We start from the raw sequence: 21,508 nt of genomic DNA on the forward strand, positions 1-21,508 counted from the left end.
TCGGCCGACGGGTCAGTAGACCATCCCCATGACCTCGCGCACGTGGGCGAGGGTCTCGTCGGCCGCGGCGTTCGCGCGCTCGTTGCCCGCGCGCAGCACCGAGAAGAGGTAGCCGGGGTCCTTCTCGAGCTCGGCGCGGCGCTCGCGCAGGGGCGCCAGGTGCTCGTTGAGGACCTCGGCGGTCATCACCTTGAGGGTGCCCGCGCCCTTGTCGCCGATCTCGGCGGCGATCTCCTCGGGGCTGCGCCCCGTGGACAGCGAGGCGATGGTCAGCAGGTTCGCGACCTCGGGACGGTTCTCGGGATCGAAGGTGATCTCGCGCTCGGAGTCGGTCTTGGCCTTCTTGATCTTCTTCGCTGTCTCCTCGGGGCTCATGCGCAGCATGACCGTGTTGCCCAGCGACTTGCTCATCTTGTGGCTGCCGTCGAGCCCCAGGATCGTGGGCGCCTCGGAGAGCAGCGCGTCGGGCTCGGGGAAGAACTGCTCCCCTCCCGCGTAGCGCTCGTTGAAGCGGCGGGCGACCACCCGGGTCTGCTCGATGTGGGGCAGCTGGTCCTTGCCCACCGGCACCAGGTTCCCGTGGCAGAACAGGATGTCCGCCGCCTGATGGACCGGGTAGGTGAGCATGAGCCCGCCCATCGCCGACTTGCCGGCGGCGGCGAGCTCGGCCTTCACGGTGGGGTTGCGCTCGAGCTCGGGCTGGGTGACGAGCGAGAGGAACGGCAGCATCAGCTGGTTCAGCGCAGGCACCGCGGAGTGCGTGAAGATCGTGGCCTGCTCCGGGTCGATGCCCGCGGCCAGGTAGTCCGTGATCAGCTCGCGCACCGAGCCCCGGATGTCGCCGAGCACCTCGCGGTCGGTGATGACCTGGTAGTCCGCGACGATCAGCCAGGTCTCCACGCCCGCCTGCTGCAGCCGCACCCGGTTGCGCAGGGAGCCGAAGTAGTGGCCGATGTGCAGCGCGCCCGTGGGGCGGTCCCCTGTGAGCATCCGCAGCCCGCTGGGGTTCGTGCGGATCTTCTCCCACAGCGCGTCGCTGCGGGTCTGCGCGCGGCGGTAGCTGGCATCGCTGATGCCGGCGGCGTCGGGGTTCTCGGTGGTCTGGGCCGTCTCGGTGGTCTCGGTGGTCACCGATCCATGCTATCGGCCCGGGGCACCGGTCCCGACGTCGGCCCGGGACGTCCGTCGGGTCACGCTCTCGGGTGCCGCACCCGTGCTCGCGCGGACGACGAGCTGGGGCTTGACCTCGAGCTCGGTGCGCAGCGGGCGCCGGCTCTCCTCGCCGCCGCGCAGGGCGACGCGCACCGCGGCCCGCGCCATGGCGTCCACGCCCTGTCGCACGGTGGTCAGGGGCGGTGTGGTGAGAGCCGCCCAGGGGACGTCGTCGTAGCCGATCACGGAGACGTCCTCGGGCACGGAGAGCCCCACCGAGGCGAGGCCCTCGAGGGCACCGGCCGCCATGACGTCGGAACCGCAGATGATCGCCGTCGCCCCCAGCCGCACGAGCTCGACGGCAGCCTCGTAGCCGCCGCCGTAGGAGAAGTCGGTGAAGGCGATCGGGCGCTCGACCGCGCTTCCCGAGGCCTCGAAGGCGGCGACCTTGCGGCGCACGGGCCAGGTGTGCTCGTCCCCCACGGCCAGACCGATCACGCGGTGGCCGAGCTCGCGCAGATGGTGCATCGAGACGTCGATCGCGTGGGCGTCGTCGGAGGAGACGAAGGCGGCGTCGATGTCGTCGCGCACGCCGTTGACCAGCGCGAGGGGGATTCCGGCTCGGGTCACGTCACGGTACGCCTCGAGCGGGACCTCGGCACGCGCATGGAAGCCGCTGACCATGATCACCCCGTTGACCCCGGCCAGAAGGAATCGGTCCAGCGTCTCGCGCTCGCGCTCCGGGGTGCGCGCGCGCATGCCCACCAGCAGCGCGGCTCCGCTCGCATGCAGGTGCGCCTCGATCCTCTCCAGCCATACCGAGAACACCTGGTTGTCGAGATCGGGGACCATCACGCCCACGGTGCGCTCGTGGGAGACGGCGGGCTGGCGGGCCGAGAGGCGTCCTCGGCGTCGCGCGATCTCCAGGACGCTGCGGCGCGTCTCCTCGTTCACTCCCCCGCGACCGTTGAGCACTCGCGAGACCGTCGCCTCGCTGACGCCCGCCTCGTCGGCGATGTCGATGAGCCTGCTTCCCACGTGCCGTCCCCTCCGTCGTGACCTGCACCATCCAGCCGCGCCGACTGTACGCGATTGCAAGTTCTTGCACAAGCTTGCATTCGGTTGCTGAGTGCATGTACCTTCATGCACGCAGGTGGCACGGTCGCCTCTCTGCCTGATCCACCATTCGAAGGAGAATCCGGTGCTCATCCGTCGCAAGTCCTTTCTCGCCCTCGGCGCCGCTGGCGCCTCTGCCGCCCTGCTCTCGGCGTGCGGCTCCTCCGACTCCGACTCCTCGAACGCCTCGGACGCGGGGGCCGCGTCCGACGGCGGCGGCGACGCAGCCCCTCAGGCCGACGCCAGCGCGGACCTCGTGATCTGGGCCGACGAGGCCAAGGCCACCGCCCTCAAGGAACCGGCCGAGAAGTGGGGCACCGACAACGGTCTCAAGGTCGCCGTGCAGACGGTCGCCAACGACCTGCAGACCTCCTTCGTCACCGCGAACCAGGCCGGCAACGGCCCGGACATCGTGATGGGCGCGCACGACTGGATCGGCAACCTCGTGCAGAACGGCGCGATCTCCACCGTGCAGCTGTCCGCGGACGCCGAGGACACGACGCTCTCGGTCGCGCTCGACGCCATGCAGTACAACGGCCAGACCTACGGCGTCCCCTACGCCGTGGAGACCCTGGTGCTGTTCGCCAACAAGAAGCTCACGGACGTCCCGGAGCCCTCCACCTTCGAGGAGCTCGTCGAGGCGGGCACCGCGGGCGGCGCGGACAACGTGCTCTCGCTCCCGGTGGGAGAGGAGGGCGACGCCTACCACATGGAGCCCCTGTACACCTCGGCCGGCGGCTACCTGTTCGGCAAGGACTCCGAGGGTGCGTACGACCCCAAGGACCTCGGCGTGGGCAAGGAAGGGTCGATCGCCGCGGGCGAGAAGATGAAGGAGCTCGGCAAGAAGGGCGTGCTGAAGACCTCCATCACGGGCGACAACGCGATCTCCCTGTTCACCGATGGCAAGGCCGCGTACCTGATCTCCGGCCCCTGGGCGATCGCCGACATCAAGAAGGCGAAGATCGACGTCGCGCTCTCGGCCGTCCCCGGCTTCGAGGGCATGGACAAGGCCGTGCCCTTCGCGGGCGTCAACGGCTTCTATGCGGCCGCGAACGGCAAGAACGCCGGCAACGCCCAGACGTTCCTCGCCGACGTCGCCGGCACCGCCGATCTCGCCAAGGCCATGTTCGCCAAGAACGAGCTTCCCCCGGTGAACAAGGACCTGCAGAAGGAGCTCGCGTCGGACAACCCCGAGATGGCCAAGGTCGCCGGGCTCGCGGAGAAGAACGCCGATCCGATGCCCGCGATCCCCGCGATGGGCGAGGTGTGGAAGCCGCTGGGCCAGGCCCAGGCCAACATCATCGGCGGCGCCGACCCGAAGTCCACCATGGAATCCGCCGGCAAGCAGATCTCCTCGAAGGTCTCCTGAGCACCATGACGTCCACGAAGGCTCCCGGGCACGCCTCCCGGAGCTCCACGGTGCCGGCGCTGCTGGCTCGGATCCTGCTTCTGGGCGCGGTGCTGGCCGTGACGGTGTGGATCGCCCCGGTGATGATCGCGCAGCAGCAGTGGCTGTGGCTCGCCGTGCTGCTGCTGGCCGCGGTCGCGATCTTCGTGCTCTACTCCACGCGTCGCTTCGTGCCCGGCAAGTACATCTTCCCTGGCACATTCTTCCTCGTCGTGTTCCTGATCGTGCCGATCGTGCTGACTGTCGGCTACTCGTTCACGAACTTCGGCGATGCCAAGCGCGGCACCAAGGAGGAGGCGATCGCCTCGATCACCTCGAACTCGGTGCAGCAGACGCCCGACAGCGAGCGCCAGGCGATGTCCGTGGGCGTCGTCGGCGGCTTCACCGGGTCCGACGATCCCGAGGAGTACACCTTCTTCTTCGTCGGCCGGGACGGCTCCACGGTCACCGAGGGCAGCGCCACCGAGCCCGCCACCACGGCGGATCCCGGCTCCGTGACCGTCACGAACGGCCGGGTCACCGCGGCCGACGGCTTCACGATCCTCACCGCGAAGCAGGTCAACCAGGTCTACGGGACGCTCAAGGACGTGGGCGTCGAGACCGGGGAGACCACGGCCCTCCGCCTCCAGGGGACGACGCAGGCCTTCGAGGGCACCAAGACGCTGAAGTACGACGAGAGGGCCGACACCATCACCGACTCGGTCAACGGGACCGTGTACTCGGTGAAGAAGGTCGGCTCGAGCGAGTACTTCGTGGACGAGAAGGGCGACCGACTGCCGCAGTCGTGGCTGCAGGGCGTGGGCGGGGCGAACTACCTGCGCCTGTTCACGGACGCCTCGATCGGCTCGCAGTTCGCACGTGCCTTCGGCTGGACCCTGGTGTTCGCCGCGGGCTCCGTGGGACTCACGTTCCTGGTGGGCTTCGCCCTCGCCCTCGTGCTGAACGATGAGCGGCTGGGCGGGCGACGCATCTACCGCTCGATCCTGCTGATGCCCTACGCGGTGCCGGGGTTCATCGCGCTGCTGGTGTGGTCGAACTTCTACAACCGCGACTTCGGGCTCATCAACCAGACCCTGCACCTGCACCTGGACTGGTTCGGCGATCCGACGCTCGCGAAGGTCGCCGTGCTGCTGACGAACCTCTGGATGGGATTCCCCTACATGTTCATCATCTCGACCGGGGCGCTGCAGTCGATCCCGAAGGACGTGCTCGAGGCCGCGCGGATAGATGGCGCCTCCCGCCTGCAGGCGACCTTCAAGGTGGTGATGCCGCTGCTCCTGGTGGCGGTCTCGCCGCTGCTCGTCGCGTCCTTCGCCTTCAACTTCAACAACTTCAACGCGATCCAGCTGCTCACCGGCGGCGGGCCCTTCCCTGCCGGGCAGTACACGCGCGGAGCGACGGACATCATCATCTCGATGGTCTATCGCACCGCGTTCGGAGGCTCGGGCGCGGACTTCGGCTTCGCCTCGGCCATGAGCGTCGCGCTGTTCGTCCTCACGGGCGTGCTCGCCGCGGTGCAGTTCCGCTTCACCGCCCGACTCGAAGACGTCAACTGAGGGACGGAGAGAAGCCATGACATCGCACAGCACTCACTGGTCGGCCGGCACGGAGCCGTCGATCCCCTCGCGCCCCGCTCCTTCGGCGGCCCGGTCCCGGCGGATGCCGCTGGGCCGCTGGTTCGCGGAGATCGGATGGCGCCACCTGGTGGGGATCATCGCGGTCCTCTTCGCCGTCTTCCCGATCCTCTTCGTGATCTCCGCGTCGCTGAATCCTCTGGGCACGGTCTCCTCGACGGGGATCCTGCCGAGGTCCTTCAGCCTCGAGCACTACGCCACCCTGCTGCGCGGGGAGAAGGGGCCGTTCCTGCGGTGGTACCTCAACACGATCATCGTGTGCGTCGTGGTGTCCACGGTGCAGGTGCTGCTCTCGGTGCTCGCGTCCTACGCCTTCAGCCGCTTCCGCTTCGCGGGGCGACGAGCCGGCATGCTCTCGCTGCTGCTGATCATGATGTTCCCCGCGATCCTCTCGATGATCGCCGTGTACACGATGATCTCGGGGCTCGGGAAGATCATCCCGTTCCTGGGGCTGGACACCCTGCCCGGCTACATCGTGGTGATGCTCGGCGGCTCCCTGGGGCAGGTCTGGCTGATCAAGGGGTTCTTCGACACCGTCCCGCGCGAGCTCGACGAGGCCGCGATCATCGACGGTGCGAGCCACTGGCAGGTCTTCTCGCGGATCCTACTGCCCGCGCTCGTGCCGATCCTCGCGACCACCCTCGTGCTCAGCCTCGTAGGCGTCATGAGCGACTTCCTGCTCGGGTCGATCTTCCTCACGAGCGATGACCACAAGACCCTCGCCGTGGGCCTGTACGGGATGCTCTCGGGCGACCGCTCGAACAACCTGGGAGTCTTCGCGGCGGGCTCCGTGATGATCATGGTCCCGGTGATCGTGCTCTACCAGTTCCTGCAGCGCTTCATCGTGGGCGGCTCCACCGCCGGCGCCGTGAAGGGCTGAGCGCTCGATGCACGCACCAGACGATCCCACTCCCGCCCTCCGGGCCACCGGCGGCACCTGCACGGAGCCCTCGGGACTGCCCCTCCCTCTGCAGCCCCACCACGACTCCGGGCCGCTGCACGTGCAGGGACCCGATGGGCCCGGCGAGGAGGCCCTGCTGCGGGTCTGGGTCCCGGCCTCCTACCCGGTGCGCACCATCGCGCTGCGCGCGGTGCGCGACGGCGAGATCCTCACCTCCCCGCTCGCCCCGGAGGATCCGGAGAGCCCGGGGAGATCGGCCGACGGCGGCGCGGCGACGGGCACCTGGTGGTCCGTGCGCCTGCGGGCGACGAACCCGCTCACCCCGTATCGCTTCTGCGTGCTCGCCGACGCCGGGGCACGCAGCGTCGACGGCCGTGAGGTCCCCGAGTACGCGTGGCTGACGGCGGCGGGCCTCTTCCCCTGGGACGTGTCGGACGCGACAGACTTCCGCCTGGTCACCCATGAGCACGCGCCGACCTGGGTGGACGACGCCATCATCTACCAGGTCTTCCCCGACCGCTTCGCCCGAAGCACGGCCTCCCCCGTGGACGAGGACGGCCGCCCCGCTCTGTCGGAGCTCCCCGACTGGGCGGTGCCGATGCGCTGGGACGACCAGCCCGCCGTGCGCGGCGACCTCACCGGACGCCAGGTGTTCGGCGGTGACCTTGACGGCATCATCGAGCGCCTCGACCACATCGCCTCCCTAGGGGCGGACACCGTGTATCTCACGCCCGTCTTCCCCGCGGGGTCCGTGCACCGCTACGACGCCTCGACCTTCGACCGCGTGGACCCCCTGCTGGGCGGCGACGAGGCGCTGGTGCGGCTCTCCGAGGCGCTCCACGCGCGCGGCATGCGCCTGGTCCTCGACCTCACCACCAACCACACCGGTGCCACCCACGAATGGTTCCGCGCCGCACAGGCCGACGCCAGATCCCCCGAGGCCGGCTTCTACCTCTTCGAGGAGCATCCCGACTCCTACGCGAGCTGGATGGACGTCCCCTCCCTGCCGAAGCTCGACCTGCGCGACGCCCGCCTGCGCGAACGGCTCACCCGGGGCCCGGGCAGCGTCGTCGGCCGCTGGCTGCGCGCACCGTTCCTCGCGGACGGCTGGCGCATCGACGTGGCGAACATGACGGGTCGACACGGCCCCGTCGACGTCACGCACGAGGTCGCGCGCGAGATCCGTGCGACCCTGCGCGGCGCCGAGCAGGAGACGGGGCGAGAGACCTGGCTCGTCGCCGAGCACGGGCACGATGCGAGCGGGGACCTCGCCGGGGACGGCTGGCACGGCACCATGAACTACGCCGGGTTCACGCGCCCGCTGTGGGCGTGGCTCGCAGAGCCCGGCAGCGACCTGAACTGGCTGGGCCTTCCGATGACCCTGCCCCGCCTGGGCGGCGGGCCCGTCTCGCGCACCCTGCGCGACTACAACGCCCAGCTGCCCTGGCCCTCCCGGGTGCACTCCCAGAACCAGCTGTCCAGCCACGACACCCCGCGGACCCGCACGGTCGTCGGCGAGCACGGCAGGCAGCTCGCGGCGGTCGCCGCACTCGCGACGCTGCCCGGAGTGCCCACCGTCTTCGCGGGCGACGAGCTCGGCGCGACGGGTCAGACCGGCGAGCACTCCCGCACCCCCATGCCCTGGGACGCGATCGCGGCCGCCGACCCCGAGCGCGTCGACCTCGAGGTGCTCGAGGCCACCCGCACGCTGCTGGGACTGCGGCGCGAGCGGGTCTCGCTGCGCCACGGAGGGCTGCGCTGGTTGCACGCCGGTGACGACGCGCTCGTCATCGCCCGCACGCATCCGCTCGGCGATACCGTGGTGCATCTTGCCCGCGGGCCCCACGCGCCCGTCGCGCTGGACCTCGCCTGCCTCCCCGCAGCCGTAGCTGCGGAGCTTCTTCCTCGCGTGGGCGGCGCCGCCGCCTCGATCCATGGGAGCACCGTGACCTTCACGGCGGACTCCGCCGGGGCGAGCCTGCTGTCGCTCCCGCGCGGGACAGCCTGAGAGCCGCCCTCTCTGCGCCGCACGCGACCCACCCCTGCGCGTCCTCGCGCACCCACCGCCATGCCCGTCGTCACCCTCAGGAAGGCCCCATGTCCTCGCAGTCCGCAGATCCGCTCGCCGCAGACACCCGCACCATCGATCCCCTCACCGCGGGTGCCTCCGTCGTCCCGAGTCCGACGCCCAAGGCCCCCGGGGCGGTCGCGAGCGACCACGGCCAGGCGCCCGAATGGTGGCGCGACGCCGTGGTCTACCAGGTCTACCCGCGCTCCTTCGCGGACGCCGACGGCGACGGCATGGGCGACCTCGCCGGCATCACCGCGCACCTCCCGCATCTCGCGGCGCTCGGGGTCGACGCCGTGTGGCTCTCCCCGTTCTACACGTCCCCGCAGAAGGACGCCGGATACGACGTCGCCGACTACATGGACGTCGACCCCCGCTTCGGGACCCTCGGCGACGCCGACGAGCTCTTCGCGCGAGCCCACGCCCTCGGCCTGCGCGTGATCGTCGACATCGTCCCCAACCACTCCTCCGACCAGCATCCGCTGTTCCAGGACGCGCTCGCGGCGACCCCCGGCTCCCCCGAGCGCAAGATGTACGTGTTCCGCGACGGTCGCGGCGAGCACGGCGAGCTGCCTCCGAACAACTGGACCTCGATCTTCCACGGTCCCGCCTGGACCCGCGTCACCGAGGCGGACGGCGCTCCCGGACAGTGGTACCTCCACATCTTCGACACCTCCCAGCCGGACTGGAACTGGGAGAACCCCGAGGTCCGGGCCATGTTCCGGGACGTGCTGCGCTTCTGGCTCGAGCGCGGCGCCGACGGCTTCCGCGTGGACGTCGCCCACGGCATGATCAAGCCCGAGGGCCTGCCGGACGCGACCGTGAACTCCGAGGGCCTCATCGACATCCCCGACGGCGAAGTGCCCGTCTACTTCGACAACGACGGCGTGCTCGACATCTACCGCGAGTGGCGCCCGATCCTCGACGCGTACCCAGGCGATCGCATGATGGTGCTCGAGGCCTGGATCCCCGAGAGGCGCCTGCCGCTGTACATCGGCGCCGAGAAGGCCCACCAGTCCTTCAACTTCGGCTTCCTCCAGGCCCGCTGGGACGTCGGTGCCCTGCGCGCAGCGATCGAGAAGCCCCTGGTGCTGGCCGACGCGGTGCAGTCGCCCACCACCTGGGTGCTCTCCAACCACGACGTCATCCGCCACGCGAGCCGCTTCGGCTTCCCGCCCGAGCACGCCTTCGGCGAGAGCCTCGCACGCGACGAGGCCCCCGACGCCGCCCTCGGCCTGCGCCGCGCCCGCGCCGCCAGCCTGCTCATGCTCTCCCTGCCCGGCGCCGCCTACCTCTACCAGGGCGAGGAGCTCGGCCTGCCCGAGGTGCGGGAGATCCCCGACGAGCTGCGCGAGGATCCCGCCCACAAGCGGGCGGGCGTGCCCGGTCGCGACGGCTGCCGCGTCCCTCTCCCCTGGCTCCACGACGCCCCGGCCTACGGCTTCTCCCCGAGCGGGAGGAGCTGGCTGCCCCAGCCGCCCGAGTTCGCCGGCCTCGCGGCCGACATCCAGGCGGAGGACCCGGACTCGACCCTCGAGATGTACCGGCGCGCCCTCTCCCTGCGCCATGAGCTCGAGCTGGGCCGCCACGAGCGTCCCGTCTCCTTCCTCGAGGGCCTCCCCGACGGCGTGCTCGGCGTCGGCCGCGGCGATCTGGTGGTGCTCGTGAACACGACCGGCCGCAGCGTGCGCGTCGACGAGGATCCCCGCTTCGCCGGAGCCCGCGTCCTCATCGCCTCCCACGAGGACCACGCGACCGGCCTGCGAGCGCTGCCCGCGGACACGACCCTGTGGCTGCGCATCACCGGCGCACGCTGAGATCCGTGTCCCACCTGGGAGAGAACGCGTGAACGCCCGGTAGGATCCCACGCATGCCTTCGTCCCCCCCGACGGCCGATCCGGGCTTCGACGTCGTCGTGCTCGGAGCGGGTCTGAACACACTGAACCTCACGATCGCGTTCCATCAGGAGTACGGGATCGTGTCCACACTCGTGTGCCGCGTGCCCGTGGCGATGAACGAGCGCACCGTGACCGCGCGCAGCATCGTGCTGGGCGCGGACGCGAGCGACGAGGAGATGCGCGACGTGCTCGTCGAGCTCGCGCAGCAGCGTCCCGCGGGCCGCCCCGCGCTGCTGCTGTGCAACGCCGACTCGCTGGTCGCCTTCATCGACGCCCACCGGGCCGATCTCGAGGAGCACTACCTGCTCTCCCAGGTCGACGCCGCGCAGCTCGAGCGCCTCGCCGACAAGGCCGAGTTCCAGGAGATCTGCGCTGGCCTGGGCATCGCGACCCCGCCCACGAAGGTCGTGGACTTCGCGCGTGCCCGTGACGCGGACTGGGACGGGGAGGACCCGCTGCCCTGGGCCTACCCCTGCGTGGGCAAGGCCGCGAACACCGCCGAGTACGGCCGGGTGTCGTTCCCCGGCAAGCGCAAGGTGTTCTTCCTCGAGAGCGAGGAGCAGCGTCTGCGTCTGGTGCGCAGCCTGCGCGATGCGGGCTTCACGGGTCGCTTCCTGTTCCAGGACCTGGTCCCTGGGGACGACACCGCGCAGCGCTCGATCACCGCCTACCGCTCGAGCCGCGGACGCGTCACCCTGCTGTGCGCCGCACAGGTGCTGCTGGGCGAGCACACCCCGGAGGCCCTGGGCCGCCCGGCCGCGATGATCACGGGCGCCCACCCGCAGCTCATCGAGGCCGCCTCGCGCTTCCTGGACGCGGTCGACTACGTGGGGTTCGCGAACTTCGACGTGAAGGTCGACCCGCGCACCGGCGAGCAGTGCTTCTTCGAGATCAACCCGCGGATCGGGCGCAACAACTACTACGTGACCGCCGCCGGCGAGTCCGTCGCCCGGCACATCGTCGAGGACCTCGTGCACGGTGAGGACATCGACCAGGTCGTGGTGACCCGCCCGGTGCTCTACACGATCCTGCCGGTGCGGCTCGTGCTGCGCTACGTCCGCGATGCGCACCTGCGGGCGCGCGTGAAGGACGTCGCCCGCACCGCGCTGGCGAATCCGTTCCTGTACCGTCCGGAAGGGGCCTGGATGAGGGCGTACGCCCGCACCTCCGGCCTCAACTTCGTGCGCAAGTACCTGCGCGTGTACCCGCGCCCGACCGACACCGGGTTCTGACGGGGCCGATCCCGTCCGACCCGTCGGCCGTCCAGCCCGTCGATCGTCCGGCCCGTCGGCCACCCATCCCGTCGGCCCGCCATCCCGTCGGCCGCCCCACTGCCCGTCCGAAGGAGATCACCCATGGCTCCCGCCTCCTCGCGCTCCCGCGGCCCCGCCGAGCCTCGCGACGACTTCGACCTGGTGATGCTGGGCGGTGACATCGGGGTGTACGCCCTGGCCCGCGCCTTCCACGAGCAGTACGGGACGATCTCGCACGTCATCACGCGCAGCGTCTCGGGGCCGATCGCGGACTCGCGGATCCTGGTGGCCGAGGAGCTCGGCGCGAGCGCCACCGAGGACGACCTCGCCGCAGCCCTGCTGCGCCACGGCCGGGAGCGCGCCGCGAGGCGTCCGGGGATCCCCGCGATCGTGCTCGCGAACGCCGACTGGCTGATCGCACTGCTCAGCACTCACCGCGAGGAGCTCGAGGAGTTCTTCGTGCTGCCGGTGCTGGACGAGGAGACCCTCCGCGACGTCTCCGACAAGGCGACCTTCTCCGAGATCTGCACGACGCTCGGCGTGAGCACGCCGGAGACCGTGGTCGTCGACTTCACCGGCGAGGGTCCGACGGTGATCCCGGAGCTCCCGTTCGCCTTCCCCGTGGTCGCCAAGCCCGCCCGCTCCTCCGCGTACACGCACGTGGAGTTCGCGGGGAAGAAGAAGGTCTACCACCTCACCGAGCCCGCCGAGCTGACGGACCTCGTGCACCAGCTCGACGCGGCGGGCTTCGCCGACCGCTTCGTGGTCCAGGAGATGGTGCCGGGCGACGACACCGCCATGCGCTCGATCACCGCCTACGTCGATCAGACGGGTCGAGTGACGCTGCTCGGCGGCGCGCACGTGCTGCTCGAGGAGCACACCCCCGGCGCCCTCGGGAACCCGGCGGCGATGTTCACGGCCGACCCGGGCGAGATCGCCGTGCAGGCCGTCGCGTTCCTCGAGCGCACCGGCTACCGCGGCTACGCGAACTTCGACGTGAAGGTCGACCCGCGCACGGGAGTCGCGAAGTTCTTCGAGGTCAACCCGCGCATCGGCCGGAACAACTACTACATGACCGCGGCCGGGGCGAACGTGGCGCGCGCGGTCGTCCGCGACGTCGTCGACCACGAGCAGATCGAGCGGATCGTCCCGGACGACGAGATCCTCTACTCGATCGTCCCCCGCCCCCTGCTCATGCGCTACGTGACCGAGCCCGGGCTGCGGGCCCGCGTGCGCCGCATCGCCCGCCACCGCACGGTGCACCCGCTGGCCTACGCCACCGAGGGCACGCGCCGTCGCGCCTACATCGCCGTCGCGATGGCCAACCAGGTCAAGAAGTTCCTCACGCACTACCCGCGCCCGTCCTCCAGCGGATTCTGAGCCGGAACCGACGAACCCCGGGGACAGCGCAGGAGGGACGCGCCGACGAGCGCCGGTCGATCACGGCGAGCGCCGGGGATCCTGTCGTGACCGGGCGAGCGTCCCGTAGCCTGGGAGCATGACCGACACCACGTTCTCCGTCACCTCGCAGGCCACTCCCGACGACTCCGTGGTCGCCGCCGCGCAGCTCGCCCCCGAGCTCGGCGGCACCTCGACCTCCCCGGACCTCACCTGGACCGGCGCACCCGAAGGGACACGGAGCTTCGCCGTCACCTGCTACGACCCCGATGCGCCGACGGGCTCGGGATTCTGGCACTGGGTCGCCTGGGACATCCCCGCCTCGGCCACCTCGCTGGACCTCGGCGTGCCGCGCGAGAGCGCCGATCTGAAGCAGGCGGCCAACGACTTCGGGCGCGTCGGCTACGACGGCCCCAACCCGCCCGCCGGCCCGCCGCACCGCTACGTCTTCTCGGTGCACGCGCTTCCCGTGGAGACTCTGGGCGCCGACCCGTCGGACCCCCACGTGGGCGCGCGCTTCGCGATCTTCACCCAGCAGCTCGCGAGCGCCGATCTCACCGCCACCTACCAGGTCAGCGAGTGATCACCGCCTGAGCTGCTCGACCTGCGCGCGCCGGAGCGGGCACCGCAGGTGGGGAAAGCCCGACACGGGCCCCACCAGGTGGCGGGGTGGGAAGCGTCGCCGCAGATGCGCAGACTCGGAGCATGACTCCTCGACACCCCGCCACCGCCCCGACCCGCTCCCCGTCATCAGGCCTTCCCCGGCGTGTCCCCCGCCGCACCCTCGACTCGCGGCTCCGGGACGCTATGGTCGGGACCATGCAGCGCTCACGTTCGTGCGAAGGGGGAGGCCAGGGCCGCGTGCCCGGGTCCGCCTCCTTCGCAGGATCATCCCTGGGGTGGACGCAGTGTGGACCTCCGGCTGATGGGTCGGCCCCGGCTCCGGCGGAGGATGGCACCATGACACTGCTCGAGAGGTCCTCGTCCGCGCGTCCCGCCGCGCGCGCCGAGCGTCCGCTGAAGGTGCTCCTGACCACCGACTGGTGGGAGCCTGCGGTCAACGGGGTCGTCGCCTCCGTGACCACCCTGCGTCGGCAGCTCGAAGCCCTCGGCTGCGACGTGCGCGTGCTGACCCTCGCACCCGGGCTGCGCTCCTCGTGCGAGGGCAAGGTCTACCGCCTCGGCTCGGTCTCGGCCTCGCTGTTCTACGCGAGCGCCCGCATCGGCACCATCCACCAGCGACGCATCCTCGGGGCGATCAAGCGCTGGCGCCCGGATGTGGTCCACTCGAACTGCGAGTTCACCACCCACGTGTGGGCCCGCCGCATCGCCCGCGACCTCGACGTGCCCCTCGTGCACACGTACCACACGATCTACGAGGACTACACGCACTACTACTCGCCCAGCCGCACCATGGGCCGCAAGGCCGTCGCAGAGTTCTCCCGCCGGCTGCTGGAGCGCACGGACGCGGTCATCGCCCCCACCGAGAAGGTCGCGCACCTCCTCGAGGGCTACCGGGTGAGCCGCCCCGTGCACGTGATCCCGACAGGCCTGGACCTGGGACGCTTCCGCCCCGCGCAGTCCTCCGCCGAGGCGGCCGACTCCGCCGCCCTGCGCGCCTCCCTGGGGATCGGCGCCCGCCAGAAGGTGCTGCTGAGCGTCTCGCGCCTGGCCAAGGAGAAGAACCTCGACCAGGTCATCCGCGACGTGGCCGCCGCCGAGCGCGAGGACGCGGTCCTCGTGCTCGTGGGCGACGGCCCCTACCGCGAGCACCTCGAGCGCCTGGTCGCCGACCTCGCCATGGAGAGGTCCGTGCGCTTCGCCGGCGCCATCGACCCGCACGAGGTCCCACGCTGGTACCGGATGGCGGATCTCTTCGTCTCCGCCTCGCGCTCGGAGACCCAGGGGCTGACCTACATCGAGGCCCTCGCCTGCGGGCTCCCGCTGCTCTGCCGCCGCGACGACTCCGTCGCCGGAGTGCTCGTGGACGGCGAGACCGGCTATGCCGTGGAGGACTCCGCCGAGTTCGGCGCACGCCTCACCTCGCTGCTGGATGACGAGATCGGCATCGAGAGGATGTCGCACCGTGCCCTCCAGCACGCGCGCCGCACCTGCGGCGCCGAGGCGTTCGGGGCTCGGGTCCTCGAGGTCTACCGCACGATGCATCTGGAGCGCAGCCGGGCATCGGTCGCCTCGGCCGCGTCGTCATCGGCTCGCCGCCTCGCGCCAGCTCTCGGAGCGCACCTCGCCGACGCGCCCGCGGGCGCCCCGGACGTCGGGGTTTCGGCACCGGTCGCTGAGGGCGGTCCGCACGGCGCCGCGTCGCACCTCCTGAACGCCTGAGGCGACCATGAGCACCACGATCCCGGGGCGCACCGTGCGCCCCGCCCGCCCTGCTGTCCTCGAGCGTCCCGCGACCGTCCCGTCGGCCCCGTCCGCCGCGGCTGACCATGCCACGGTCACCGGTGATGCGCCCGCCGACCCGCACCGCGATCCGCTGCGGGTGGCCGTGCGGCTCGCGCCCCTGCTGGGCCTGCTCGCCTGCGCTGGCGCGGTGCTCTGGGGACTGCGCGCCGGTGTCCTGGACTCCCAGGAGCACCTGCAGTCCTTCATCGATGCCCTCGGCGCGTTCGGGCCCGTGGTCCTGGTGCTGCTGAGCGGGGCGAGCGTCGTCTTCCCGATCATCCCCGGCGGGATCCTCGTGCTCGCCGCACCCGTGCTCTTCGGCCCCGTCGAGGGCACGCTGCTGAGCTACCTCGCCGTATGCGCGGGCTCCTTCGCGAACTTCGCGATCGCCCGGCACGTGGGGCTCGGGCTCATCGAGCGCGCGTTCAGCGAGAGCACCGTCGAGAAGTACCTGGGCTGGACCCGCAGGCCCCGCTTCACGACCCTCTTCGCGACCGCGATCGCCCTGCCCGTCGCCCCGGACGACCTGCTGTGCTACCTCGCGGGCACGACCCGCATGCGCTGGCGCACGTTCGCGCTGATCATCCTCGCGTGCAAGCCCTGGGCTCTGCTCGCGTACGGACTGGGCGTGAGCGCCCTGCTGATGAAGGTGGTGCCCTGGTGAGCGACGACGACACGACACCCGCGCGACTGCGCGTGCTGATCCCCAAGGGCCTGGCGGCCCTCGCCGGCCAGTCAGGGATCGGCGAGGCCATCCGGCATCAGCGACGCGCCGTCGAGGCTCTGGGGCACGAGGTCGTCACGTCGCCCTTCGCGGACTACGACGTCGCGCACCTGAACACCCCCTTCCCGGACACCCCGCTGCTGGCGGCGCTCTCGCACCTGCGCGGGCGCCCGGTGATGATGTGGGCGCACTCGACCGAGGAGGACTTCCGGGACTCGTTCACCGGAGCGAACCGGATCGCTCCCTGGTTCCGGCGCTGGATCGCGTGGATCTACCGCCGCGGGGACGCGGTCGTCACGCCCACGCAGTACGCGCGCGAGCTGATCTCCCGGCCCCGCTACCGGATCTCCCGGCACATCCACGTGCTCTCGAACGGAGTCGACACCGGCTTCTTCGCGCGCCGCGACGGGGACCGCGAGGCGCTGCGTGCTCGTCTGGGACTGGAACCCGACGCTCCGGTGGTGATGAGCGTGGGCATCCAGATGGTCCGCAAGGGGATCCTCGAATGGGTGGAGCTCGCCCGCGCGATGCCCGAGGTCACGTTCGTCTGGTACGGGCGCACCGACCCGCGTCTGATCACGAAGGACGTCGCCGCCGCGGTCGCCTCCGCTCCGGCCAACGCCCGCTTCCCGGGGTACGTCACCTCGGACGTGCTGCGCGAGGCCTACGCCGGGTGCGACGCCTTCTGCTTCCTCACCAAGGAGGAGACCGAGGGGATCGTGCTGCTGGAGGCACTCGCCTGCCGCGCCCCCGTGCTGCTCTCGGACATCCCGATCTACGAGGAATGGCTGCCGGACGGCGAGGTCGTCCACAAGGTGCCCGTGCCCGCCTCGAGCGCCGTGAGCGGCGGCTCGGACCAGGCGCTGCGCGCCCGGCGCAGCGCGGCGCAGAAGATCGCCGAGCGCCTGCGGCGGCTCCTCGACGGGGATCTCGCGGACCTCTCCGCGGCGGGGCGCGCCGCCGCCGAAGCAGTGGACATGCAGGAGGTCGCCGCGCAGCTGCAGCGCATCTACGACCAGGAGGGCGTCACCCCGCGTCGTCCTCGCTGAGGGCGGTCGACGGGCCGAGCACTCGGAGGTTCGAGCGCCCGACGGACCCGCGCGCACGGCTCAGCGTCCCCCGCCCGGCCTCCAGAGCACGACGGCCCCGTTGTCGGGGCGGGCGGGGCGCTGGCCGCGGCGCAGGGTGCTCACGCGCCCCGCGCTGTCGGCCGCGAAGACACGACCGGAGCCCTCGCCCCCGCCGCTGCGGGAGCCCGAGGTGCGGCCGCCCATCGCGGCGATCGCCTCTCGCACGGAACCGAGCTGGGACTGCAGCTGCGTCACCTCGTCCTGCAGCTCGAGGATCCGCTTGATCCCCGCGAGATTGATGCCCTCCTCCTGGGAGAGGCGCTGGACCTCGCGGAGCTGCGCGACGTCGCGCGCGCTGTAGCGGCGACCGCGGCCGGAGGTGCGCTTCGGAGACACCAGGCCGATCCTGTCGTACTGGCGCAGGGTCTGCGGGTGCATGCCCGCGAGCTCGGCCGCGACGGAGATGACGAACACGGGCGCCCGCTCGTCGATCTGCTGGAACGGGGGCATCGCCCTCGCCTCCTCTCGTGCTGCGGTCGAGCTCTGGTCGTGCACCGGGTCGCGCGGACGGTCTGGGCGCAGTCAGCGTCCGCGCCGGATCCGCTGCGGCCGTCAGCGGCGGGCGGCCTCGGCGAGGCCGGCGCGCGGGTCCTCGCCCCCGAGGGCATCGCGCAGGGCCTCGACGGCCTCGCGCGCCGACTCGTCGAGGTGCTCGGGGACGGCCACCTCGATCTTCACACGCAGGTCGCCCGTGCGCTTGGACGTGGCGAGCCCCTTGCCCTTGGCGCGCAGGGTGCGGCCCGACGGCGTGCCGGCGGGGACCTTCATCTTCACGCTGCCGCCCTGGAACAGGGGGACCTCGATCGTGGTGCCCAGCGCCGCCTCGTCGAAGCGGACGGGAACGGTGATGTGCAGGTCCGCGCCGTCGGCGGACCAGACGGGATCGGTGTCCACGTCGAGGGTCAGGATCAGGTCGCCGGCCCTGCCGCCGTTCTGACCGGGCTGACCCTTGCCGCGCAGGCGGATCTTCTGCCCGTCGTGCACGCCGGCGGGGATGCGGGTGGTGACGCTGCGCCCGCCGACCTCGAGCTTCGCCTCGGTGCCAAGCGCCGCGTCGCGGAAGCTGAGCGTGAGGTGGGCGCGCAGGTCCTCGCCCTGCGCCTGGGTGGCGTAGCCGCCGCGGCCGAATCCCGCGCCGCCGCCGGGCGCACCGCCGAAGCTCGCGCCGCCCCCGCCGCCGCCGAACATGCGCAGCAGGTCGTCCATGTCGATGTTCTGACCGCCCGAGCTGTAGGCGGTGCGGCCTCCGCCGCCGCCTCCGAACATCGAGCCGAACATGTCCTCGAATCCGCCGCCGCCTCCGCCGCCGGATCCGGGGGCGAAGCGCGCGCCGCCCGCGCCCATGGCGCGGATCGCGTCGTACTGCTCGCGCTGCTCGTCGTCGCTGAGCACGGAGTAGGCCTCGCCGACCTCTTTGAAGCGGTCCTCGGCGGTGGGGTCGTCGGGGTGGCGGTCGGGATGCAGGTCCCGCGCCTTCTTGCGGTATGCCTTCTTGATCTCCTGCGCGCTCGCGTCCTTCGAGACGCCGAGGACCGCGTAGAAGTCCTTCTCGAGCCAGTCCTGCTGGGACATTCGTGCGCCTCCTTTCGGGGAGCGTCGTTCTGAGTATGGGTGAATCCGTGGGCCCGTGCGGCGATCGGCGCCGCCGCGTCCCCGGGGTGCGGCCGTCTGCGGACCGCGGAAGTCAGAAGTCTGTGGTGCCGATGGTCCCCCATGGCAGGCGGGCCGGTGCGGAACTGATCCGCACCGGCCCGCCGCGCCGACGGGGTCGGCGTGCGATCGGGGCGGCTCCCGCCGCAGCGGCGGGAGCGCCTCCGATCATCGCGTGGGAATCACTGCGGGCCCACGGTGCCCACGCGGGCGGGCCGCAGCACGCGGTCGCCCGCCCGGTACCCGGGCTGCATGACGAGCTTGATCCGGGTGGTGTCCGCCTCCGCGGACTCCTCGTGCATGAGGGCCTCGTGCAGGCTCGGATCGAACTCGTCGCCCGCCTCGCCGTACCGCTCGAGGCCCTGCGCGCGCAGGGTGTCCTCGAGCTTGGAGGCGATCGAGTGGAACGGGGTGCCCTCGGCGATGTCACCGTGCTGGCGACCCAGCTCGATGTCGTCCAGGACGCTGATCAGGCTGGTCAGGACGCGGGCGGAGGCGGCCTGCGTGTCGGCGGCCGCCGTCGCCTCGATCCGACGCCGGGAGTTGACGTACTCGGCCTGGGAGCGCTTGAGCTCCTCGGTCAGGTCCGCCACCTGCGACTCGAGCTCCGCGACACGGGCGCTCCCGCCGGAGGTCTCCCCCGCGGGGTCGCCCTCCTGCTGCGCCTGCTCGTAGAGCGCCGCCGCCTCGGCGTCCAGGGGGTCGCCCCCCTGGTCGTCGGCCGTCGGGCCCGACGGACGCACGCTGCCGTCCGCCGGGTCCACCCTGCGCTTGTCGGTGAAGGAGAACCCCGCCTCGGCCGCGTCACCCTCGGGACCGCGGGGGTCCTGGGGATCGGGCGTCTGCTGGTTCTCGGTCATCACTTCTTCTCCTCGTCCTCGTCGTCCACGATCTCCGCGTCGACCACGTCGTCGTCATCCGACGACGCACCGGCGTCCGCGTTCGGAGCGCCCTCGGCGCCCTCGGCGCCGTCCTCGCCCTGCTGGGAGTAGATGGCGGTGCCGACGGCCTGCAGCGCCTCGTTGAGGGAGTCCCGCTTGGCCTCGAGGTCGGCGGTCTCGGCCTCCTCGTTGGCGAGCAGGTCCTTGCCCTCCTTGATGGCGTCCTCGGCCTTGGTGCGGTCGGACTCGGAGATCTTGTCCTCGTTGTCCTTCAGCAGCTTCTCGCCCTGGTAGACGAGCTGCTCGAGGGTGTTGCGGGCGTCGGAGTTCTTCCGGCGCTCCTCATCCTCGGCGGCGTGGGCCTCGGCGTCCTTGACCATGCGGTCGATGTCGTCCTCGGAGAGGGCGGACCCGCCGGTGATCTGGATGGACTGCTCGTTGCCGGTGCCGCGGTCCTTGGCGCTGACGTGCACGATGCCGTTGGAGTCGATGTCGAAGGTGACCTCGATCTGCGGGATGCCGCGCGGGGCCGGCGCGATGCCGGTCAGCTCGAAGGTGCCCAGGAGCTTGTTGTCGCGGGTGAACTGGCGCTCGCCCTGGAAGACCTGGATGGCGACCGACGGCTGGTTGTCCTCGGCGGTGGAGAAGATCTCCGAGGCCTTGGTCGGGATGGCCGCGTTGCGCTCGATGAGCTTGGTCATCCGCCCGCCCTTGGTCTCGATGCCGAGGCTCAGCGGGGTCACGTCCATGAGCAGGACGTCCTTGCGGTCGCCGGTGAGGACGGCGGCCTGCAGGGCGGCGCCCACGGCGACGACCTCATCGGGGTTCACGCCCTTGTTCGGCTCCTTGCCGGTCAGGGACTTCACGAGCTCCGAGACGGCGGGCATGCGGGTCGAGCCGCCGACGAGGACCACGTGGTCGATGTCGGAGACGGAGATCCCCGCGTCCTTGATGACCTGGTGGAAGGGGGCCTTCGTGCGCTCGAGGAGATCCTGCGTCATGTCCTCGAAGTGCGAGCGGGTCAGCTTCTCGTCCAGGTGCAGCGGACCGTTCTCGGTCATCGAGAGGTACTGCAGAGAGATGTTGGTCGACGTCGAGGAGGAGAGCTCCTTCTTCGCCTGCTCCGCGGCCTCCTTGAGGCGCTGCAGGGCGATGCGGTCCTTGCTCAGGTCCACGCCGTCCTTGGACTTCACCTGCTGGATCAGCCAGTCGACGATCTTCTGGTCCCAGTCGTCGCCGCCCAGGCGGTTGTCGCCCGCGGTGGCCTCGACCTGGATGGCAGAGCCGTCCTCGTCCTTGCTCACCTGGAGCAGGGAGACGTCGAAGGTGCCGCCGCCGAGGTCGAAGACGAGGATCTCCTCGTCGTCCTTGCCCTTCTCCAGCCCGTAGGCGAGAGCGGCCGCGGTGGGCTCGTTGATGATGCGCAGGACGTTCAGGCCCGCGATCTGGCCGGCGTCCTTGGTCGCCTGGCGCTCGGAGTCGTTGAAGTAGGCGGGGACGGTGACGACGGCGTCCGTGACGGGCTCGCCGAGGTAGGACTCCGCGTCGCGCTTGAGCTTGCCCAGGATGCGGGCCGAGATCTCCTGCGCGGTGTACTTCTTGTCATCGATGTCCGTGCTCCAGTCAGTGCCCATGTGGCGCTTGACCGAGGAGATGGTGCGGTCCACGTTGGTGACCGCCTGGCGCTTGGCGACCTCGCCCACGAGGACCTCTCCCTGCTTGGAGAAGGCCACGACGGACGGGGTGGTGCGCATGCCCTCCGCGTTCGCGATCACGGTGGGCTGGCCGCCCTCGATGATCGCGACGCAGGAGTTGGTGGTTCCGAGGTCGATTCCGACGACACGGGACATGGGTTCCTGCCTTTCTGCGACGCACGGTCGCAACGGGTT

At 71.1% G+C, this 21,508-nt stretch carries 17 protein-coding genes; 11 read left to right on the plus strand and 6 right to left on the minus strand.

From position 1 onward, the window contains the following. Window positions 1-12: 12 nt before the first annotated feature. Window positions 13-1,074: a tryptophan--tRNA ligase gene (trpS, locus tag FHG10_RS11155; protein ID WP_152353641.1), complete on the minus strand. Its 1,062-nt coding sequence runs from the start codon at window positions 1,072-1,074 to the stop codon at window positions 13-15. A 66-nt stretch (window positions 1,075-1,140) separates the two neighbouring features. Continuing rightward, window positions 1,141-2,190, minus strand: coding sequence for a LacI family DNA-binding transcriptional regulator (locus tag FHG10_RS11160; protein ID WP_227488192.1), 1,050 nt, complete (start codon window positions 2,188-2,190; stop codon window positions 1,141-1,143). 163 nt (window positions 2,191-2,353) lie between these two features. Between FHG10_RS11160 and FHG10_RS11165 the strand changes: the two genes are divergently transcribed. The 11 genes from FHG10_RS11165 (at window position 2,354) to FHG10_RS11215 (ending at window position 17,007) form a co-directional block, all read left to right on the plus strand. Next, window positions 2,354-3,637, plus strand: coding sequence for a sugar ABC transporter substrate-binding protein (locus FHG10_RS11165; protein WP_152353413.1), 1,284 nt, complete (start codon window positions 2,354-2,356; stop codon window positions 3,635-3,637). A 5-nt stretch (window positions 3,638-3,642) separates the two neighbouring features. Further along, on the plus strand, window positions 3,643-5,232 hold the full coding sequence (locus FHG10_RS11170; protein WP_152353414.1) for an ABC transporter permease subunit: 1,590 nt from the start codon (window positions 3,643-3,645) through the stop codon (window positions 5,230-5,232). Window positions 5,233-5,248: 16 nt separating this feature from the next. After that, window positions 5,249-6,190, plus strand: a complete 942-nt coding sequence (locus FHG10_RS11175) for a sugar ABC transporter permease (RefSeq protein ID WP_152353415.1) — start codon at window positions 5,249-5,251, stop codon at window positions 6,188-6,190. Between the two features lie 7 nt (window positions 6,191-6,197). Next, window positions 6,198-8,219: a glycoside hydrolase family 13 protein gene (locus FHG10_RS11180; protein WP_152353416.1), complete on the plus strand. Its 2,022-nt coding sequence runs from the start codon at window positions 6,198-6,200 to the stop codon at window positions 8,217-8,219. 89 nt (window positions 8,220-8,308) lie between these two features. After that, window positions 8,309-10,096, plus strand: a complete 1,788-nt coding sequence (locus FHG10_RS11185; RefSeq protein ID WP_152353417.1) for a glycoside hydrolase family 13 protein — start codon at window positions 8,309-8,311, stop codon at window positions 10,094-10,096. 53 nt (window positions 10,097-10,149) lie between these two features. Beyond that, a complete protein-coding gene (locus FHG10_RS11190; protein ID WP_152353418.1) occupies window positions 10,150-11,409 on the plus strand; it encodes a carboxylate--amine ligase in 1,260 nt (419 codons plus the stop codon). A gap of 123 nt (window positions 11,410-11,532) precedes the next feature. Then, window positions 11,533-12,810, plus strand: a complete 1,278-nt coding sequence (locus FHG10_RS11195; protein WP_152353419.1) for a carboxylate--amine ligase — start codon at window positions 11,533-11,535, stop codon at window positions 12,808-12,810. A gap of 118 nt (window positions 12,811-12,928) precedes the next feature. Beyond that, on the plus strand, window positions 12,929-13,411 hold the full coding sequence (locus tag FHG10_RS11200) for a YbhB/YbcL family Raf kinase inhibitor-like protein (RefSeq protein WP_152353420.1): 483 nt from the start codon (window positions 12,929-12,931) through the stop codon (window positions 13,409-13,411). Window positions 13,412-13,788: 377 nt separating this feature from the next. Continuing rightward, a complete protein-coding gene (locus tag FHG10_RS11205; RefSeq protein ID WP_152353421.1) occupies window positions 13,789-15,171 on the plus strand; it encodes a glycosyltransferase in 1,383 nt (460 codons plus the stop codon). A gap of 7 nt (window positions 15,172-15,178) precedes the next feature. Then, complete coding sequence (locus tag FHG10_RS11210) at window positions 15,179-15,898, plus strand: TVP38/TMEM64 family protein (protein WP_152353422.1); 720 nt, start codon at window positions 15,179-15,181, stop codon at window positions 15,896-15,898. Continuing rightward, complete coding sequence (locus tag FHG10_RS11215; RefSeq protein WP_227488193.1) at window positions 15,895-17,007, plus strand: glycosyltransferase family 4 protein; 1,113 nt, start codon at window positions 15,895-15,897, stop codon at window positions 17,005-17,007. Before FHG10_RS11210 ends, FHG10_RS11215 begins: the two co-directional genes overlap by 4 nt. A 60-nt stretch (window positions 17,008-17,067) precedes the next feature. Here the strand turns inward: FHG10_RS11215 and FHG10_RS11220 are convergent, their stop codons facing one another. From FHG10_RS11220 to dnaK, 4 genes are all read right to left on the minus strand, one after another. Beyond that, the gene (locus tag FHG10_RS11220) at window positions 17,068-17,538 is read right to left on the minus strand and encodes a heat shock protein transcriptional repressor HspR (protein ID WP_152353423.1); all 471 of its coding nucleotides are present in this window, start codon (window positions 17,536-17,538) and stop codon (window positions 17,068-17,070) included. 102 nt (window positions 17,539-17,640) lie between these two features. Further along, complete coding sequence (locus FHG10_RS11225; protein ID WP_152353424.1) at window positions 17,641-18,660, minus strand: DnaJ C-terminal domain-containing protein; 1,020 nt, start codon at window positions 18,658-18,660, stop codon at window positions 17,641-17,643. A 260-nt stretch (window positions 18,661-18,920) separates the two neighbouring features. Beyond that, entirely contained in the window at window positions 18,921-19,598 is a 678-nt protein-coding gene (locus FHG10_RS11230) for a nucleotide exchange factor GrpE (RefSeq protein ID WP_152353425.1), read from the minus strand. Further along, window positions 19,598-21,469 carry a molecular chaperone DnaK gene (dnaK, locus tag FHG10_RS11235; RefSeq protein WP_152353426.1) on the minus strand — a complete coding sequence of 624 codons (1,872 nt, stop codon included), beginning with the start codon at window positions 21,467-21,469 and terminating at the stop codon, window positions 19,598-19,600. The genes FHG10_RS11230 and dnaK overlap by 1 nt, the downstream gene beginning before the upstream one ends. Between the last annotated feature and the right edge of the window lie 39 nt (window positions 21,470-21,508).

Source organism: Brachybacterium subflavum (genome assembly GCF_009299795.1).
GTDB classification, from domain to species: Bacteria; Actinomycetota; Actinomycetes; order Actinomycetales; family Dermabacteraceae; genus Brachybacterium; species Brachybacterium subflavum.

What these genes read in the sequence shown, in the direction of transcription:
- FHG10_RS11205 (WP_152353421.1), top strand. Translation starts at nt 13,789, where the DNA reads ATGACACTGCTCGAGAGGTCCTCGTCCGCGCGTCCCGCCGCGCGCGCC.
- FHG10_RS11180 (WP_152353416.1), top strand. Translation starts at nt 6,198, where the DNA reads ATGCACGCACCAGACGATCCCACTCCCGCCCTCCGGGCCACCGGCGGC.
- FHG10_RS11185 (WP_152353417.1), top strand. Translation starts at nt 8,309, where the DNA reads ATGTCCTCGCAGTCCGCAGATCCGCTCGCCGCAGACACCCGCACCATC.
- FHG10_RS11195 (WP_152353419.1), top strand. Translation starts at nt 11,533, where the DNA reads ATGGCTCCCGCCTCCTCGCGCTCCCGCGGCCCCGCCGAGCCTCGCGAC.
- FHG10_RS11225 (WP_152353424.1), bottom strand. Translation starts at nt 18,660, where the DNA reads ATGTCCCAGCAGGACTGGCTCGAGAAGGACTTCTACGCGGTCCTCGGC.
- FHG10_RS11210 (WP_152353422.1), top strand. Translation starts at nt 15,179, where the DNA reads ATGAGCACCACGATCCCGGGGCGCACCGTGCGCCCCGCCCGCCCTGCT.
- FHG10_RS11170 (WP_152353414.1), top strand. Translation starts at nt 3,643, where the DNA reads ATGACGTCCACGAAGGCTCCCGGGCACGCCTCCCGGAGCTCCACGGTG.
- FHG10_RS11220 (WP_152353423.1), bottom strand. Translation starts at nt 17,538, where the DNA reads ATGCCCCCGTTCCAGCAGATCGACGAGCGGGCGCCCGTGTTCGTCATC.
- FHG10_RS11230 (WP_152353425.1), bottom strand. Translation starts at nt 19,598, where the DNA reads ATGACCGAGAACCAGCAGACGCCCGATCCCCAGGACCCCCGCGGTCCC.
- FHG10_RS11175 (WP_152353415.1), top strand. Translation starts at nt 5,249, where the DNA reads ATGACATCGCACAGCACTCACTGGTCGGCCGGCACGGAGCCGTCGATC.
- FHG10_RS11190 (WP_152353418.1), top strand. Translation starts at nt 10,150, where the DNA reads ATGCCTTCGTCCCCCCCGACGGCCGATCCGGGCTTCGACGTCGTCGTG.
- dnaK (WP_152353426.1), bottom strand. Translation starts at nt 21,469, where the DNA reads ATGTCCCGTGTCGTCGGAATCGACCTCGGAACCACCAACTCCTGCGTC.
- FHG10_RS11200 (WP_152353420.1), top strand. Translation starts at nt 12,929, where the DNA reads ATGACCGACACCACGTTCTCCGTCACCTCGCAGGCCACTCCCGACGAC.